This is a genomic window from Bacillus siamensis (genome assembly GCF_051628075.1).
GTDB classification, from domain to species: Bacteria; Bacillota; Bacilli; order Bacillales; family Bacillaceae; genus Bacillus; species Bacillus siamensis.
Genome location: NZ_CP155579.1, coordinates 3,816,384 through 3,831,667 on the forward strand (window position 1 = coordinate 3,816,384; position 15,284 = coordinate 3,831,667).

The following is a 15,284-nucleotide window of genomic DNA, read 5'->3' on the forward strand; positions in this document are numbered from 1 at the left end:
ATTTAAAGCTCTATCTGTTTTTCTGACTGTTTATGCTTTTTTACATACAGATGATAGACGATAACGCACACCACCATGAACGGGATGCCGCAATAAAGGGCGAGCCGCTGTTCTGAATCAAATGCGAGACTGATCAAAACGACCGTATTTAACGTCAGCCCCACAATAGGCAGCACCGGGTACAGCGGTGTTTTAAACTTAAGGTCTTTCACTTTGCCGCCTTCTCGGATGTATTTCCGTCTGAACATCAGCTGCGACAAAGAAATCGTAATCCAGCCGACCTGCGCGCTTAGTCCGGCTAATGATAAGAGAAACATATAAACGGTTTCCGGCGCTGCCACTTTAGACAGCAGCGACAGACAGGCGACGGCCAGCGTCACGATCAGCGCGTTCATCGGCACGCCGCGTTTATTTGTTTTGCCGAGCGCTTTAAAAGCCTGTCCTTCGTTCGCCATGGCATATAGGATACGCGTCGATGCAAACAGGCCTGAGTTGGCCACTGACAGCAGCGCAATTAAGATAACAAAGTTCATGATATCGGCGGCATACGGGATTCCGATTTGTTCAAACACCACGACAAACGGGCTTTCGACCACTCCCGCCTGCTTCCACGGAATCATGCCGGCAATGACGATGATGGAAAGAACGAAGAAGACAAGCGTTCTCCATACCGTCTGCCGGATAGAGCGCGGAATCGTTTTCTCGGGGTTTTCACTTTCTCCCGCGGCAACCCCGATCAGCTCCGTTCCCTGGAACGCGAAGTTTACGGTAATCATCGTAACAAGCATCGCCTTCATGCCGTTCGGAAACAATCCATCCTCATAAAAATGAGAGAAGAAAGGTGCCTGCTCGCCGTGTTTCAGATCGATCAGGCCGAACATGGCGGCGCCTCCCAAAACAATAAACAGCAGAATGACTAAAATTTTAATGCTGGAAAACCAAAATTCCGACTCAGCGAACGCTTTTGTGGTAATGGCGTTCAAAAGAAACATCAGCCCGACAAACACGAGGCACCACACCCATACGGGAACATGCGGAAACCAGCGGAGCATCAATTGTCCCGCAGATAAAAACTCAATGGCGCATGTCACCGCCCAGCCGAGCCAGTACAGCCAGCCGAATGCGAAACCGAAAGCGGGGCTGATGAATTTGGTGGCGTACGTCTGAAACGACCCTGATACAGGAAGGGCAACCGCAAGCTCGCCTAAGCAGAGCATTGTCAAAAACATAATAAAACCGCCGACCAGATAAGACAGAACCGCGCCCAGCGGTCCCGCCTGGTTGATTGTAAATCCGGTACTCAGGAAAAACCCGGTGCCGATCACTCCGCCCAATGAAATCATAAACAAATGGCGCGATTTCATTGTGCGCTGAAGCTGATTCTCTTTTTGATTTGTATTCACTATTCTGCACCCCTTCAGCAACTTGTATTGGAACCAAGCCGGTGCTTTGAAACCGATTTGCTGTCCAAAGAGCCTCTATTTGTATATGAAAGTTATATGAAATTCATTTTCGTACATAAAGATACATTATACTAAAATACTGTCGCCGCGCAAATAGAGTGTGCTGAATTTTTTATTTGTTAATTCCATACAAGCTGAGGGAAAGCGTCGCCATATCAAGTTTTTACGCGTTTTGAAGCACGTTTGTGATCTTTTGGATTGCCCAGTCCAAGTCTTCCTTGGAAATCATTAACGGCGGTGCAAAACGGATCACGGTATCATGTGTTTCTTTGCATAAAAGCCCTTCGCCTTTCAGCTTTTCACAGTACGGGCGGGCCGCTTCAGTCAGTTCCACGCCGATAAACAGGCCGCGTCCGCGCACGTCTTTTATGATAGGGTTATCGATTTTCTCAAGCTCTTCTTTAAAATACCGGCCAAGCTGAAGGGAACGCTCTGCCAGTCCTTCTTCCTCAAGGACTTCAAGAGATGCGAGCGATACCGCGCAAGCGAGCGGGTTTCCGCCGAATGTCGAGCCGTGGGAACCCGGATTAAACACGCCGAGAATATCACGGTTCGCCGCGATGCACGAAATCGGGAAGACACCGCCTCCGAGCGCTTTGCCCAAGATAAACATATCCGGTACGATATTTTCCCAGTCAACCGCGAATGTTTTCCCTGTCCGGCCGAGTCCCGTTTGAATTTCATCAGCAATCAGGAGCACATTTTCTTCCTTACAAATAGCGGCCGCTTCTTGTAAAAATCCTTCCGGCGGAATAACGATGCCCGCTTCTCCCTGAATCGGTTCGAATAAGAAAGCGGCTGTGTTCGGCGTAATCGCCCGGCGCAGCGCTTCCGCGTCTCCGTATGGAATTAATTTTATACCCGGAAGCATAGGTCCGAAACCGCGTTTATACTCATCTTCTGAAGAAAGGGATACCGCAAGCATCGTTCTGCCATGGAAGTTGCCGATACACGCAATGATTTCCGCCTGATTATCTTCTACTCCTTTGACCTCATAGGCCCAGCGTCTCGCCGCTTTGACAGCGGATTCAACAGCTTCCGCCCCCGTATTCATCGGCAGAATCATATCTTTTCCCGTCAGCTTGGCTGTTTTCTCATAAAACGGGCCGAGCTGATCGTTATGGAACGCGCGTGACGTCAAAGTGATTTTATCCGCCTGATCCTTCAGCGCCTGAATGATCTTCGGATGTCTGTGTCCCTGATTCACGGCAGAATAAGCACTGAGCATATCCATATATTGATTGCCTTCAGGGTCTTTTACCCAAACACCCTGCGCTTCAGAAATAACGATCGGAAGAGGATGGTAGTTGTTCGCGCCGTAATGTGAAGTTTGGCTGATAATCTCTTGAGATTTTGTGAAAGCTGACATAATCTGATTCCCCCTTGTTTTGTATATCATTCAACATAAGATCTTGCTTTCCCTTTTTATAAAGCAAGTTCCGTGCCAATCCGAAAAAACGGGATATTTCGCCAGCATTCTTTCTCTTCCTGCAAAATTTTCCGGCAGTTTGCGTGCAAACTTCAGCCAAGCGCAAAATTTTTTTGCGTTTCCGCTGACAAAATAGGAGCAATCCAATTAGATTGCTCCCATTCAGCAGTTATTTACTCAATTGTCTCTGATAGACAATGTAAGAATATAGTAAAGATAATATGATACAGCCGATTGCGGCAATGAAAATGACTGACACTCTATACACTGGCGGCAAAAAAGCTGCAAGCATCATGATAATGCCCGCTAAGACAAAAATTTTCGAACTAACCCTGTGTGTATCCTTCCAAACTCTTTCACTGCTCAGCGTCCAAGGCGTTCTTATCCCCAAAAAGAAATTAGGCTTAACGATCTGAATAAAGTTTCCAAACACAATGAAAATGACCCCCACTATAAAGTTTCCTAAATAAGATATAGGGAGATCATATCCCAGGCCGGTCAAGATGGTCATCAGATTAATGACAAACAGAACCGCAAACATTGTATTAAATATAGCCATATATGGCCGAATAAATGTTTTGTAGTTATTTTTAGGATCAATCTTAGGGATGATAACCATTAAAATATATAGAATCATCATTATGCCAATAAGCATCATCATCGCATTAGCTTTCGTTTGGTAACCATTTGCACTTCCGTTTAATCCCCAGTGTGTCGCCAAAATGTCCGGTAAAGATGAATATGTGAAAACCCATGTTAAAACAGTTAAAACAATGATTCCTGCCGAAAAAAGATATTTTTTCATGATTCCCCGCCTTTCTTATTATCATGTTCTGAATCAGCCAAAGAAAAGAACCAGCCTATAAGATCCTGTAATACAGTGGTATTTAATGAATACATAATAAATTGGCCTTTCCTCTCATCGTGAACCAGATCAGTATTTTTCAATATGTTAAGGTGATGAGAAATACTGGGTTTTGACATTTCGAAGTGTTCCGCAATTTCTCCAGCTGTCATATCTTGTTTTTTTAATAAATCCAAAATTCTTCTCCTTGTAGGATCGGCTAGTGCTTTAAATGCTTTATTCAAGAACGTTCCCCCTCTCATACATGCATGATTTAGATATTTAAGTATATATCTAAATATCAAACATTTCCCTAAAAAAGTCAATGGTTTTATTACCTTAATTACCATTTATTATTAAAATATCAGCCAAGTGCAACATTTTTTTGCGTTTCCTGATCAATTTATTTTAAAATAATGAATGTTAAGACGATTGGGAGGGGGAATTGACCTGCACACAACCAGCGAATTTTTCACACTCGTGTTACAAAGCATTCTGGAAGAGATTGATGTCGGGCTGCATGTGGTAGACGAAAAGGGCAGCACCGTCATTTACAATAAGAAAATGATGCAGATTGAAGATATGGATGAACGGGACGTCCTGCATAAAAACCTGACTGATGTATTTATGTTTTCCAATCAGCAGGACAGCACACTCGTTCAGGCCCTTCAGGAAGGCAAAACGATTAAAAATGTAAAGCAAAGCTATTTCAATAACAAAGGCCAGGAAATCACGACGATCAACCACACCTTCCCGATTGTGCAAAACGGCGAGATCAAAGGCGCCGTGGAAATCGCCAAAGACGTCACCAAGCTCGAACGGCTGATCAGGGAGAATATGCACAGAAAAGAACAAAACAGCTACACGTTTGACAGCATTCTCGGCAACAGCCCGGTTATCCGGGAAGTCATCGAAAACGCGAAACGGGCAACCCGCACGTCATCGTCCGTGCTTTTGGCCGGTGAGACGGGAACCGGCAAGGAACTGTTCGCCCAAAGCATTCACAACGGCAGCCAGCGCTCAGGGGCCCCGTTTATATCACAAAACTGCGCCGCCCTGCCGGACAGTCTCGTCGAAAGCATTTTATTCGGCACGAAAAAAGGCGCCTTTACCGGAGCCATCGACCAGCCGGGCTTATTTGAGCAGGCGCAGGGAGGCACCCTTCTCCTTGATGAGATCAATTCTCTCAATCTCAGCCTGCAGGCCAAACTGCTCCGCGCCCTTCAGGAAAAGAAAATCAGGCGCATCGGATCAGCGCAGGACAAACCGATTGACGTCCGCATCATCGCCACGATGAATGAAGACCCGATCACCGCCATTTCAGAAGAGCGGCTGCGCAAAGATTTATACTACCGATTAAGCGTTGTCACGCTGATCATTCCGCCGCTCCGGGAGCGCAAAGAGGACATTCTGCCTCTGGCCGAAGTCTTTATCCAGAAAAACAATCACCTGTTCCAAATGCATGTCGATTCGATCAGTGACGATGTGCAGCGATTCTTCCTGGAATATGACTGGCCGGGCAACATTCGCGAGCTTGAACATATGATTGAAGGCGCCATGAACTTTATGACGGATGAAACGACGATTACGGCGGCCCACCTTCCTTATCAGTACCGCATGAAAATCAAACCGGCTGACACGGACGCCAAAGCCGCCGCAAGCACCCAGCCCGGCACCGATTTAAAAGATAAAATGGAGAACTTCGAAAAATATATGATTGAAAAGATCCTGAGAAAACACGGCAATAACATATCCAAAACGGCAAACGAGCTCGGAATCAGCAGACAAAGCTTGCAATACCGCCTGAAAAAATTCGGTCTGGACCGGATGAAATGAATTCAACTGAAAAAAGCCTGAGATGCTCCTCAGCCTTTCATCAGGTTATGTCTGATTGGCGAGCCGCTCCCCGGTAAACCAAAAGTTCTTGCTCACTCCAATGCCGGGTGAATTTTACTAATATTCTTGTATAAGCGGCATCTTTTTGAATCAGCAGGCTTACCCCGGCAGCCGGATTACGAACACGGAGCCTTTTCCCTGCTCGCTTTTCACTTCAATTGTTCCGTTATGGCTGTCGATAATGGTTTTTGTAATGGCAAGACCCAGCCCGGTGCCGCCGTATTTACGGGCTCGGGAGGTTTCTGCCCTGTAAAACCGGTCAAACAAATGAGGCACATGCTCCGGGGCGACGCCCGCTCCGTTGTCCGCCATCATGAGCATGATTCCGCCGTCTTTCTGCAGGGAGACGGTGATGACGCCCGTTTCTTCATCCGTATGCTGCACCGCATTGTAAAAAAGATTAAGAATGACCTGCTTCATTTTGTCTTTGTCAAAAACGGCTTCAATCTTTTGATCGACAAAAAACTCGAGCTTCCGGTTTCCCGCCAGCAGCCTCAGCTGAGCCTCCATTTCCAAAATGACGTCTCCCAGCGCGCCTTTTTTCATTTCAAAGCTCGGCTCCCGGTCCATTTTCGCTAGAAACAGAAGGTCCTCTATCAGCTTATTCGCTCTGGCGGATTCCGCGTACAGGCTTTGAAGCGCTTTTTCTTTCTGCTCCGGCTTCTCCGCCGCTCCGCGCATTAAATTTTCAATAAAGCCGTGAATGGAGGTAAGCGGTGCTCTCAGCTCATGTGTCGCGTCTGATACAAACTGCCGAATGCGCTCCTTCGCTTCTTTTTCCGCCTGAAACGCGGTTTCAATCCGTCCCAGCATCTGATTGATGGATATGCCCAGCGACTCCATTTCTGCCTGCCTTTTATCAATCGGCAGCCGTTTATCGAGACTGGCGGCATTGATGTCACCCAGCATACACCTAATGCGCGATAATGGCTTGAGTGTGAGCCGGATCATCGGTAAGAAAACAAACAGTCCGATGACGAGAGCCGCAAAGGAAAGCACCGCAAAAATGCCGATCTGGCGGAAAAGCGAATCATTCAGAGGCTGTGTCAGCGTACTCATTTGCACAACTCCCCCCTGTCTTCCGTCAACGGAAATCGCCTGAAACACGGCGATGATTTCCTTACCCGCTTTATTGTGAGCCACCTGATAGTGAAGCGCCATGGGGTCTGTGAGCGCATCCCGATACACGTTTTTCGGAAAAGATGGGGCGGCTCCCGCTTGCGGGTCTTCTGATAAAACAGCCATCTTGTATGATGGATTGATAAAAGCAGCCGTCATCCCGGGGTAAATCAAATTCGAGTGAGCCGGTGTTTCGGAACGGGCAGGGGTTTTGATTGACCTCCATACACTTTGATTCATTGAATGGATATAGCTCTGGATGCTGATCGCCTGATTTTCATACATCGTCCGTGCCATAAATATGTACTGAGTGCCGCCGATGAAGCATAACAGCAGGGCCAAAATCGCCAGTGACCTGAACAGGAGCTGGAATCGCAGGGTTCTGTACAGCTTTCTCCGCTTCATCTCAGGTCCGCCCTGCATCCGGCGCCCCGCACCTTGTGCTCTTTGTCCCTCAGCTTTTCGCGTAAAGAGCGGATATATGCTCCGAGAACCGTTCCGTGGTGAAGTCCCATCGTTATCAAATCAATGAGTGCAGACCCGCCGTCTGCACTCAGCAGCCGGATGCCTTTCAACTTATTCATGATGCAGTCTCTCCTTAGATGTATCAGCCTGTGTTTATTTTTTTCGCTTCCTCTTCTATTATTCGCTTTTATGTGAAACAAAACGGAATCTAAGCTGAATTGGTTAAAGTCAATGCCGAAAACGGTGCAGTCTGCACATAACAATAATTTCACCTGCCGCTTCAATTTTGCAGCATCAGTCTGTTTCTGCCTATTTTCAACTGAGCGTGTTGCGGCCCGCCTTCAGTAAAAAACGGCATAAAAAAAGCGCCCTGAAAAAGGACGTTTGATATGACATGTTTCATTTTCTTATATTCTGCATTCTAAAATAATTCTTCCTTCGCATTCACCCTCGATTTCGTTCAATACGATGATCACATCAGCCGTTCTCATGTGTTTCACCCCCTTTTCTTCATCATATTAACAAATAAACCAATAAAAAACAGCCCGGTTTTTTTCCGGACTGCTTTTTTATTTCTGTAATCGATCCGCTTCTGTCAGTTTGACTTCCGCTGTTTTTTTCTTTCCTGAACGGTAGAACGTGATGTTCACACGGTCGCCGATCTTTTTGCGGTACAGACGTTCACGAAGGTCCACAATGTCATTGACCTTATGACCGTCGAAATCGGTGATCACGTCAAGCTTTTTCAGCCCTGCTTTGCCGGCCGGTGAAAACGCGTCGACACCCATAATGACCGCCCCGGTTTTAACACCTTTCGGGAGTTTCAGCGTCTGGCTCCAATGGTAGCTCGCAATATCCGTTAAAGATTTCATCTCGATACCGAGGAAAGGCCGTCTGACTTCTCCGTATTTTTCTAAATCCTGAATAACGGGAATGACAAGCTTTGAAGGGATGGACAGGCCGATCCCTTCAACGGCGGATTCGGCGATCTTCATTGAATTGATGCCGACCACCTTACCCGATATATCCATCAAAGCGCCGCCGCTGTTGCCGGGATTAATCGCGGCGTCGGTCTGCAGCACCTCCGCATTCCAGTCTGGCTGTCCGTCGCCGTTTGAGTCAACGGGCACCGCCCTTTCCTTGCCGGAAATGATTCCCTGCGTCACTGAGCCTGCAAATTCAAGCCCGAGCGGATTTCCGATCGCCACGACCGGTTCTCCGACTTTGACTTGATCGGAATTGCCGAACTGGGCGGCCGATTTGATTTTATCAGACTTCACCTTCAGCACGGCCAGATCCATCAGACGGTCGCTCCCGATCAGTTCGGCAGGCACGCGCGAGTCATCTTTAAGACTGATCTCAATCTCAGTCGCACCTTCAATGACATGGTGATTGGTTACGATATAAGAAGTGTTTCCGTTCTTTTTGTAAATGACACCGGACCCGCTTCCCGCTTCGCCGCCCTCTCCCCAAATATCGGTCTTTTGGATATTGAGAACGCCGACTACCGAATCCGATACACGGCTGACCATATTCGTGACAGCATCGTTGACATTTACGTTGACTGTTTTCACTTGTTCGCTGCCGATGCGCTGATTGGCGCCTTTGCTGCTTTCACCATGGTCTCCGCCTGTCCAGTACGGCAGCAGTAAAGCCATGAGCGCGGCCCCGACGATGACGCCGATCAGACTAGAAAGAAAGTATCCTCTCTTGCTGCGGCGGGGCTGTTCGGAGGCGTACTGTTCATCATCGCGATTATAATCCACCCTATCTCAAATCCTTTCAAGAGAACTCAATTTGCTTATAGTGTGGGTTATATCGCGGATTAATAATCATGATTCATTTGGAAAAATTACACGGCGCACAGCGGCGTCGGGATTTTCGGATCGGTATCAAATAATTGAAACGTTTCCCCCGCGACAAATCCTTTCGCAGCCAATGTCTGCTGCACGGACATTCTCGCCAGTTCCTTCATATTGTTGTCTTGGCTCAGATGCGCCAAATAAATGCGTGATGTGCCGTCGCCGATGACATCGGTCATGGCGAGCGCCGCGTCTTCATTTGAGACGTGGCCGACATCGCTTAAAATCCGACGCTTAATACTCCAAGGGTATCTGCCCATTTGCAGCATGCCGACGTCATGGTTGCTTTCAAACACAAATACATTGGCCGAACGGATAATGCCTTTCATTCTGTCGCTCACATATCCGGTGTCCGTCATCAGCGCGAGCTTTCTGCCTTGGTAATGGAAAACATAAAACATCGGCTCGGCCGCGTCATGAGAGACGCCGAATGACTCAACATCAAGCCCGCCGAAAGATTTCACGCTTTCCATCGGGAACAAAAACTTTTGTCCGGTATCCAGCTTGCCGATCTGATTCTCCATCGCTTTCCACGTCTTTTCATTGGCGTAGACGGGAAGACCGTACTTTCTCGCAATGACGCCGAGCCCTTTAATATGGTCGCTGTGCTCATGAGTGACAAAGATGCCGTCCACGTCGTCTATCTTGCGGCCGATTCTCTCCATCAGCCCGTCCATCGCTTTACCGCTCAGGCCGGCATCCACCAGAAAAGAGTGCTCCTCTGTCTCCAGATAAAACGCGTTTCCGGTACTCCCGCTCGCAAGAACGCTAAATTGCAAGCTCATTTGTTCTCACTCCATTATTTATTTTGATTGTTATCAATGACTGTGCTTTCCAAAGCATTCACAGTGTACGTTTGCTGTGTTTTTTTCTTCGTCCCTTTTGACTTATCTTCAATTGTAATTCTCCATACCGGCGCCAGCACCTGCGTACTTGTCAGCGGGTATTGGGCAATATAGCCAAATTTGACGCTTTTGACGGCGCAATTCGCTTTTAAGTAATTTTGAGAATACAATAATTCGACCGCATCCAGCTCTGGAATCAGGCTTTCCGTCTGGATTCGCTTGAATGACTCCAGCATGGTCTGCTCGTAAGACACGACCTCGTTTTTATCGTTCAGATGCAGAATCACCTGTCCGATCGCATCCGTGGACGAGTCAAAATCCTGATAAATAAACTGTCCGTCATACGTCTGGTAAAAAATGATCTGTTTTTGATCCTTGTCGACTTTCCACAGTTTATATTTTTCACCGCCGGTTATTTTAGAGCTCACGAGCGATTCCGCATCATCCTGCGGTTTTTGCTTCGATAAACCGACCGGATCGGTAAATTTCATTTTCAGCGTCGTGACCTTGTGATCATCCGCCGGCATCTCCATTAAAGGCTTTTGATCCTTCAAGGCATCAATATCTTCCGCGGTGAATACCTTTTGGCCCGCCGTCAGCCGGTAGCCCGTCGCGGAATCAGAGGACAGGTTGCCGAATGTGATATGATCCATCTCCATGTCTTTTTCCACATTTGAATTTTTAATCACTTCGTATTCACTGCTTGAGCGTTTTTCAAAAAACTGATAGCCAAGAAAAATATCGAGGATGAGGAAGGCAATGATGAAGATCGTTTTTGTCTTATTCCACTCCATTATCGGCCTCCTCCTTCCCCAGCAGATCTTTCGTAATCGGAACGATCTTCCCGTTGATTTTCATACTCCAGACGGGTTCCAGCTCAACAAGATCATTCGTTGACGAAGATACCATTTGATAGGACAGGAAGATCTGGTCGATTTTGTTCACATCGTATTTATCCTGCTGCTCCAGCAGAGACACAATCTCATTGCCGCTCATCATTTTTACGTCTTTTGTTTTAATCGGATTCGGCCCGAGAACATAGTTCGGCCGCTTGTAGCTGAGAACCTCGTCATTGGCCCATTGCAGGGTTATAACAGGCCCGGATCCGAAAGGCTTAGACGTGCTGTTGATGACAGGCATTTGATCTTTAAACATGTAGAAACTCAGCTGCTGGTTATCACTCACATTGAAAAATTGATAATGATCCGTCCAGCTCCCCGTATCCTCTAAATATTTATAGCTTTTCTTAATCAGCTCTCCCGTTTGGTAAGAAGCGCTTTGCGCCAGGTTCCGGTGCTGGAACTGAATCTGCCGCTGCGTCGAATTGATTTCCAGACGGCTGATTCCGTCAGTCAGCACGTTCCGATTGTAATTCGGGTCCTCTCTGACCGTGCTCGGATCATTAAAGAGTGTCTGCTTAAACAGGTTCGTCTTAATGGTTTCAGTGATAAATTCTTTTTCCTTCATATTAAACCGCGCATTCGGCATGAGAAATTCTTTGCTTTTTCCGACCGAATAGAGGTGGTATAACGGCATACTCGATTTTTTGCTGTACAGCTCGTTCATCAGATTGCGGTAATTTGCCGATTCGACAGTCACTTCCAGAATCAGCTGTTTGCTGTAAGAGACCATGTAAATCTTCTTATTCGGCTTATTCTCATTAAACGGAATGACAATATGGTCAAATGAGCTGTATTCCATTGACTGATTCGACCATTTAAACATCGTTTGGAAGAAATCAATCGGAATGGTGTCATTGAATTGCAGATCAAGCTTTGCCGAATTCCCATTTCTGCCGTAAAGCCAATTTTTAAAACCGAGTTTGTCGTATTGATCAGAAATATCCTTCATCCCTTTTACTTCCCATTGCGGCAAATCCGCCCACAGGTCATTAAAGAGCGTTTCATCAGCCACTTTATAATGAGAGCCGTTTGTATGAATGAACATATCCCGGGGTTTTACCGTTTGCGACATTTTTTGGCTCGTTTTATCAATTTTATGCTTTTCACGGACAGTCGATTTGGTTGAGGCCGTGCCTTCTGAGAAATTGGGCTGGAATGTCCAAATTCCCCATGTTAAAACAAGACTAATGACGACTAGCACCGACAGTATGACTGTTTTTATATTTTCACGCCTCATCCCAATCATCCTCTTGCTCTTCTTTATATGGAAGAGTAAATGTAATCTTCGTGCCTTTGCCTTCTACACTGTCGGCCCAAATGTCCCCGCCGTGCGCCTGAACCATCTCTTTTGCAATCGCAAGGCCGAGTCCGGTGCCGCCTAGCTTTCTCGTGCGCGCCTTATCCACCCTGTAGAAACGGTCAAATACTTTTTCCACATCTTTTTTCGGAATGCCGATCCCTTCATCTTTTACGCTGATGTAGAGCAGCTCTTCTTTCTCATTCACATCAACTGAGAAGGTGACATGTCCGCCTTCCGGTGAGTATTTCAATGCGTTAGAAATGATATTATCGAGAACCTGTGTCACTTTATCCTGATCAATCTCCACGTACAGATTTCTGTCCGGCAGCTCGCGGATAAATTCGACATGCTGTTCTTTCGTCATTTCAAAACGGTCAATAATCAGAGACATAAAGCGGATCATATGAATCCACTCTCGATTAAACTGATAATCCTTGCTGTCGAACTTAGAAAGCTGAAGCAGATCATTCACCAATCTGATCATGCGCTCAGTTTCATTTTGGGTCACCATTAAGAAACGCGGAGCGATCTCTTTGTTTTCCCACGCGCCTTCTGCAAGCGCCTCTAAATAGCTTCGCATTGTCGTCAGCGGCGTCCGAAGTTCATGGGACACATTCGCAACGAATTCTCTGCGCTCGCGATCGAGTTTTTCCTGCTCGGTGACATCATAAAGAACCGCGATTAAACCATCAATTTTTCCGTGCTCTCTCTGAATAACGGAAAAATTGACCCGCAGCACAGTCGTTTCATCGTCACGTTCGATCTCCAGCAGCATGGAATCCTGCTGTTCTACTAAATCCTCAAATGTAAAGTTCTCTTTTATGCCCAATAAAGACGTAATCGGCATCTCTAAAGCCGTTTCACGTGAAACATTCAGCAGCTCAAGCGCAGGGCTGTTTAACAGAATAATAGCCCCGTTGCGATTCGTGGCGATGACGCCGTCCGTCATATACGCGATAACGGAAGAAAGCTTTCTTCTCTCCCCTTCCGTCATGGCTTGGGCATCTTCAAGCTCTTTCGTCAGGTGGTTGAAGGTCGTTGCGAGCTGACCGATTTCATCATGCCCGTATTTTCGAACCTTTCTGGAGAAATTCCCTTTTGCCAGTTCCATCGCCTGCTTACGCATATCCGACAGCGGATGGGTAATGGTCCGGGCGAGAAATATACCGAGAAGAGCCGTCAGAACGAGGGCTAAGCCTGTTCCTGAAGCAAGAATCGAGTTTACGGTTTTCATTTGGTTAAAGGTATCTTCCATACTGGCCACGACATAAATCGCGCCGACAACTTCCTGATTCTCTGTAATGACCGGTTTTGCCGAAATCAGCACTCTGTTTTTGCTTTTAGGATCATAATATTTTTTTGAATAGGCCTGTTTTGTAGAGAAAATCCGTTTGAAAATCGGGTCTGTCGTCTGTTTCCCCGCTATTTCCTCGCCATAAGGCCTCGAAGAACCGACGACCTCATAGCTTTTATCAACAAAGGTAATTTCCCGTATTTCATTGTTTTTCGTAAAATCATTCAAAATACGCTTGACGTCATCCTTAATGACGGTGCCGTCATTGTCCCCTTTATATTCCTGCTCAATATAATAGGAAAGGTTGTCAATCCGCTGATTTAACGATAATTCATAGGACTTGAGAAGAGAATTCTCCACCTGTTTCACAAAGTACACGCCGATAATCTGCATGGCAATGATAATAAGAAGCACATAGATCAGCGTGATCTTAAATTGAATCGACCGAAAAAAACCAACCTTATTCATCGCCGGTTAGTCCTGTTCAGGGTTTCTCAAGTAATAACCGACACCCCGTCTTGTGACGATCCAGTTCGGATGGCTCGGATTATCCTCGATTTTCTCGCGAAGGCGGCGAACTGTTACATCCACCGTTCTCACGTCACCGAAATAGTCATAGCCCCACACAGTCTGCAGCAGATGCTCACGCGTCATGACCTGCCCGATGTGTTTGGCTAAGTAATGCAGCAATTCAAATTCACGATGGGTCAGCTCGATCGTTTCTTCTCTTTTTGATACGACATAAGCGTCAGGGAAGATGACGAGAGAACCGATATGAATGTCATTAGAAGCTGATTCTTCCTCAGCCGGCGCAACCGTAAGCTGGCGTCGCAGGTTTGCTTTGACGCGGGCCAGAAGTTCACGCGTGCTGAAAGGCTTAGTGACATAGTCATCCGCTCCGATTTCAAGTCCGATGACCTTGTCAATCTCCGAGTCTTTTGCCGTCAGCATAATAATCGGCATATCATATTTTTTCCGGACTTCCCGGCACACTTCAACTCCGTCTTTATTCGGAAGCATAATATCTAATAGAATTAAATCAGGCTGAAGCTCCTCCACCATTTCCACGGCTTCGTTTCCGTCGTACGCACAGTGCACGTCATAGCCTTCTTTTCTTAAATTAAACTCTAATATATCTGCAATCGGTTTTTCATCATCGACTACAAGGATTTTCTTATCCATCATCTTGATTTTCCTCCTGCCAGAATGACTTCATTTCATCTATTGATGTTTCATGATGATCACAATTCGGATCGTGAAAAACGTTCCCTGTCTATTATAACGGTTTCAGGTCAAAAGATAAAAAAATTAAAGAGAACAGCGCAAAAACGTATTGAACTGCCATCCTTTTGTCATGTTTTTTATTTTCTTTTAAAAAATAATATTTTTTTGAAACCTCACGAAAAAAAACGCCGTCTATTGTTTGACGTCTTCTTCTGGGCCGGCTGAAAAGCCGGCTCTCCCTTTTTTTATCACAAAGAAAAAACGCACCTACTATTGCAGATGCGTTTGGGTAAGTGGCTCGGGACGGAATCGAACCGCCGACACACGGATTTTCAGTCCGTTGCTCTACCAACTGAGCTACCGAGCCAGATGTTTCTTTTCTATACTATAAAGTAAAGTAAAATGGCGGTCCGGACGGGACTCGAACCCGCGACCTCCTGCGTGACAGGCAGGCATTCTAACCAACTGAACTACCGGACCTTACAGTAATTTGTCCGGGGAACCGTATCGTGGCGGTCCTCCCAGGACAAATAAGGAGTTAGCAATAACGCTAAAGTAAATCAATGACCCGTACGGGATTCGAACCCGTGTTACCGCCGTGAAAGGGCGGTGTCTTAACCGCTTGACCAACGGGCCATAAA

13 protein-coding genes and 3 tRNA genes are annotated in these 15,284 nt (G+C 46.5%); 1 reads left to right on the plus strand and 15 read right to left on the minus strand.

Annotated features, from left to right (window positions below; translation table 11 throughout):
* Positions 1-2 precede the first annotated feature (2 nt).
* The 4 genes from ABDB98_RS18920 to ABDB98_RS18935 form a co-directional block, all read right to left on the minus strand.
* Positions 3-1,403 carry an amino acid permease gene (locus ABDB98_RS18920; RefSeq protein ID WP_438420993.1) on the minus strand — a complete coding sequence of 467 codons (1,401 nt, stop codon included), beginning with the start codon at positions 1,401-1,403 and terminating at the stop codon, positions 3-5.
* A gap of 223 nt (positions 1,404-1,626) precedes the next feature.
* Positions 1,627-2,832, minus strand: a complete 1,206-nt coding sequence (locus ABDB98_RS18925; RefSeq protein ID WP_438420994.1) for an ornithine--oxo-acid transaminase — start codon at positions 2,830-2,832, stop codon at positions 1,627-1,629.
* Positions 2,833-3,061: 229 nt separating this feature from the next.
* Entirely contained in the window at positions 3,062-3,697 is a 636-nt protein-coding gene (locus ABDB98_RS18930) for an SdpI family protein (RefSeq protein ID WP_438420995.1), read from the minus strand.
* A complete protein-coding gene (locus tag ABDB98_RS18935; RefSeq protein WP_047477365.1) occupies positions 3,694-3,981 on the minus strand; it encodes an autorepressor SdpR family transcription factor in 288 nt (95 codons plus the stop codon). The genes ABDB98_RS18930 and ABDB98_RS18935 overlap by 4 nt, the downstream gene beginning before the upstream one ends.
* A 175-nt stretch (positions 3,982-4,156) precedes the next feature.
* Between ABDB98_RS18935 and ABDB98_RS18940 the strand changes: the two genes are divergently transcribed.
* Positions 4,157-5,572 (plus strand): sigma-54 interaction domain-containing protein, encoded by a 1,416-nt coding sequence (locus tag ABDB98_RS18940; protein WP_438420996.1) that lies wholly within the window; start codon positions 4,157-4,159, stop codon positions 5,570-5,572.
* A gap of 159 nt (positions 5,573-5,731) precedes the next feature.
* Here ABDB98_RS18940 and ABDB98_RS18945 read toward each other — a convergent pair whose 3' ends face one another.
* The 11 genes from ABDB98_RS18945 to ABDB98_RS18995 all read right to left on the minus strand — a co-directional run bounded on the left by ABDB98_RS18945 (position 5,732) and on the right by ABDB98_RS18995 (position 15,279).
* Complete coding sequence (locus ABDB98_RS18945; RefSeq protein ID WP_438420997.1) at positions 5,732-7,156, minus strand: sensor histidine kinase; 1,425 nt, start codon at positions 7,154-7,156, stop codon at positions 5,732-5,734.
* Positions 7,153-7,335 (minus strand): hypothetical protein, encoded by a 183-nt coding sequence (locus tag ABDB98_RS18950; RefSeq protein WP_438420998.1) that lies wholly within the window; start codon positions 7,333-7,335, stop codon positions 7,153-7,155. Before ABDB98_RS18950 ends, ABDB98_RS18945 begins: the two co-directional genes overlap by 4 nt.
* A 450-nt stretch (positions 7,336-7,785) precedes the next feature.
* Positions 7,786-8,982 carry a S1C family serine protease gene (locus ABDB98_RS18955; protein WP_438420999.1) on the minus strand — a complete coding sequence of 399 codons (1,197 nt, stop codon included), beginning with the start codon at positions 8,980-8,982 and terminating at the stop codon, positions 7,786-7,788.
* An 86-nt stretch (positions 8,983-9,068) separates the two neighbouring features.
* Positions 9,069-9,863, minus strand: coding sequence for an MBL fold metallo-hydrolase (locus ABDB98_RS18960; protein WP_016937374.1), 795 nt, complete (start codon positions 9,861-9,863; stop codon positions 9,069-9,071).
* 14 nt (positions 9,864-9,877) lie between these two features.
* Entirely contained in the window at positions 9,878-10,717 is an 840-nt protein-coding gene (locus ABDB98_RS18965) for a two-component system regulatory protein YycI (RefSeq protein WP_016937373.1), read from the minus strand.
* Positions 10,704-12,062 carry a two-component system activity regulator YycH gene (gene yycH / locus ABDB98_RS18970; RefSeq protein ID WP_438421000.1) on the minus strand — a complete coding sequence of 453 codons (1,359 nt, stop codon included), beginning with the start codon at positions 12,060-12,062 and terminating at the stop codon, positions 10,704-10,706. Before yycH ends, ABDB98_RS18965 begins: the two co-directional genes overlap by 14 nt.
* Positions 12,052-13,887, minus strand: coding sequence for a cell wall metabolism sensor histidine kinase WalK (walK, locus tag ABDB98_RS18975; protein ID WP_016937371.1), 1,836 nt, complete (start codon positions 13,885-13,887; stop codon positions 12,052-12,054). The genes yycH and walK overlap by 11 nt, the downstream gene beginning before the upstream one ends.
* Before the next feature lie 6 nt (positions 13,888-13,893).
* Positions 13,894-14,601, minus strand: a complete 708-nt coding sequence (gene walR / locus ABDB98_RS18980) for a cell wall metabolism DNA-binding response regulator WalR (RefSeq protein ID WP_004393104.1) — start codon at positions 14,599-14,601, stop codon at positions 13,894-13,896.
* A gap of 336 nt (positions 14,602-14,937) precedes the next feature.
* Positions 14,938-15,010, minus strand: a tRNA-Phe gene (locus ABDB98_RS18985).
* 36 nt (positions 15,011-15,046) lie between these two features.
* Positions 15,047-15,123: transfer RNA gene (locus ABDB98_RS18990), tRNA-Asp, on the minus strand.
* 84 nt (positions 15,124-15,207) lie between these two features.
* Positions 15,208-15,279: transfer RNA gene (locus ABDB98_RS18995), tRNA-Glu, on the minus strand.
* Positions 15,280-15,284: the final 5 nt, after the last annotated feature.

Coding starts and splice junctions, on each gene's coding strand:
- ABDB98_RS18925 (WP_438420994.1), bottom strand. CDS start 2,832: ATGTCAGCTTTCACAAAATCTCAAGAGATTATCAGCCAAACTTCACAT.
- ABDB98_RS18930 (WP_438420995.1), bottom strand. CDS start 3,697: ATGAAAAAATATCTTTTTTCGGCAGGAATCATTGTTTTAACTGTTTTA.
- ABDB98_RS18940 (WP_438420996.1), top strand. CDS start 4,157: ATGTTAAGACGATTGGGAGGGGGAATTGACCTGCACACAACCAGCGAA.
- ABDB98_RS18945 (WP_438420997.1), bottom strand. CDS start 7,156: ATGAAGCGGAGAAAGCTGTACAGAACCCTGCGATTCCAGCTCCTGTTC.
- ABDB98_RS18950 (WP_438420998.1), bottom strand. CDS start 7,335: ATGAATAAGTTGAAAGGCATCCGGCTGCTGAGTGCAGACGGCGGGTCT.
- ABDB98_RS18960 (WP_016937374.1), bottom strand. CDS start 9,863: ATGAGCTTGCAATTTAGCGTTCTTGCGAGCGGGAGTACCGGAAACGCG.
- ABDB98_RS18965 (WP_016937373.1), bottom strand. CDS start 10,717: ATGGAGTGGAATAAGACAAAAACGATCTTCATCATTGCCTTCCTCATC.
- yycH (WP_438421000.1), bottom strand. CDS start 12,062: ATGAGGCGTGAAAATATAAAAACAGTCATACTGTCGGTGCTAGTCGTC.
- walK (WP_016937371.1), bottom strand. CDS start 13,887: ATGAATAAGGTTGGTTTTTTTCGGTCGATTCAATTTAAGATCACGCTG.
- walR (WP_004393104.1), bottom strand. CDS start 14,601: ATGGATAAGAAAATCCTTGTAGTCGATGATGAAAAACCGATTGCAGAT.